Genomic DNA, 1335 nt, shown 5'->3' with positions numbered 1-1335 from the left:
CAGCCCGCCAGCGGCGCTCCGGTCATCACCGGCGTCAGCAGCGTGGTCTTGAAGTCGCCGCCGGTCGGAGTGATCGACGGGGTCTTGGCCCGCACCGCCGGATGCGCCGGCGGGTATCCCGCATTGGCCAGCACCGTCTGCCCCTCCTCGCCCAGCACGAATTCGAGGAACAGCTTGCCGGCATTCGGATGCGGGGCGTTCTTGGCCAGGGCGATGACGCCGACATTGGCGACAAGCGGCTCCATCTTCACCCATTTGATCGGGGCGCCCTGGGCTTGGCTGATGACCGTGTGGTGGTTGTAGATCATCAGCCCGATCGGGTACTGCCCGGCGATGACCTGGTCCAGCACCACGCGCTGGTTCGACGGGATGCCGACGATGTCCTGCTGCGCCAGGCGCTGGAGATAGTCCATGCCGTCCTTCTCGCCCATCGTCGCCAGGATGTTGGCGATGAAGCCGGCGGGGCCGGAGATGGTGCGGGTGTCGGTCCACACCATCTTGCCCTTCCATTTCGGGTCGAGCAGGTCCTGGAAGGTCTTCGGCGCCTCGTCGTCGCTGACCAGGTCGGTGTTGTAGCCGGTGGTCAGGTACAGGACGAAGATCGAGGTCCAGTCGCCGTCCTTGTCCCGCAGCTCCGCCGGGTAGTCCTTGGCCGAGGCCACCGGGTAATGCGCGATCAGGCCGGCTTCCTTAAGCGGCGGCACCAGCGTGCCCGGCGTGTCGAACACGTCGCCGACCGGCGTTCCGGCCCTGGCCTCGTTGGTCAGGCGCAGCAGCATCTCGGAATCGCTGGAGCTGACGTAGTTGACCTTGATGCCGTACTTGGCCTCGAACGCCTCGGCCAGCGGCCGGACCAGCAGGTTGACGACGAAGCCGGTGTACCAGGTCAGCTCGCCTTCCTTCCTGGCGGCATCGATCAGCGCCTGGTCCTGGGCCTGGGCCGGCACGGCCGCGGCCCCGACGGCCAGCATGGCCAGGGCGCCGCAGAGCGCGGCCTGCAACTGCTTCGAAACGGACATCGGTTCCCTCCCCATTTCCGCCCCGGACGGTCGTTGTCCGCCGCCGGGGCTTGATCTTGTGGTCAGCGGCCCTTGAACACCGGCCGGCGCTTTTCCTGGAAGGCCAGGCGCCCCTCGATGCGATCCTCGGTGTCGCGCAGCACGCCCCAGACGAGGCGTTCCGCGGCCACGGCCGTGCCGACCGGCAGGCCTTCACCATAGCCGACGAGATGCTTCACTGCGCGCACGGCCAGCGGCGCGTTGGCGGCGATCCGGCCGGCGACGGCCTGCGCCTCGCGCAGCAGGTCGGCGGCCGGGACGACGCGGCTGACGATGC

2 protein-coding genes are annotated in these 1335 nt (G+C 68.6%); both read right to left on the bottom strand.

All coding sequences use genetic code 11. The features are described 5' to 3' along the window. Positions 1-1019 (bottom strand): ABC transporter substrate-binding protein (locus tag P409_RS36715; RefSeq protein WP_052121718.1); only part of this gene is annotated, 1019 nt, incomplete at its 3' end. 62 nt (positions 1020-1081) lie between these two features. Beyond that, the coding region (locus tag P409_RS34505; RefSeq protein ID WP_034849416.1) for an enoyl-CoA hydratase-related protein at positions 1082-1335 on the bottom strand (254 nt) is incomplete at its 5' end.

Origin of the sequence: Inquilinus limosus MP06, from assembly GCF_000767795.1 — a bacterium.
GTDB classification, from domain to species: Bacteria; Pseudomonadota; Alphaproteobacteria; order DSM-16000; family Inquilinaceae; genus Inquilinus; species Inquilinus limosus_E.
This window is presented reverse-complemented; position numbering and strand designations above follow the sequence as displayed.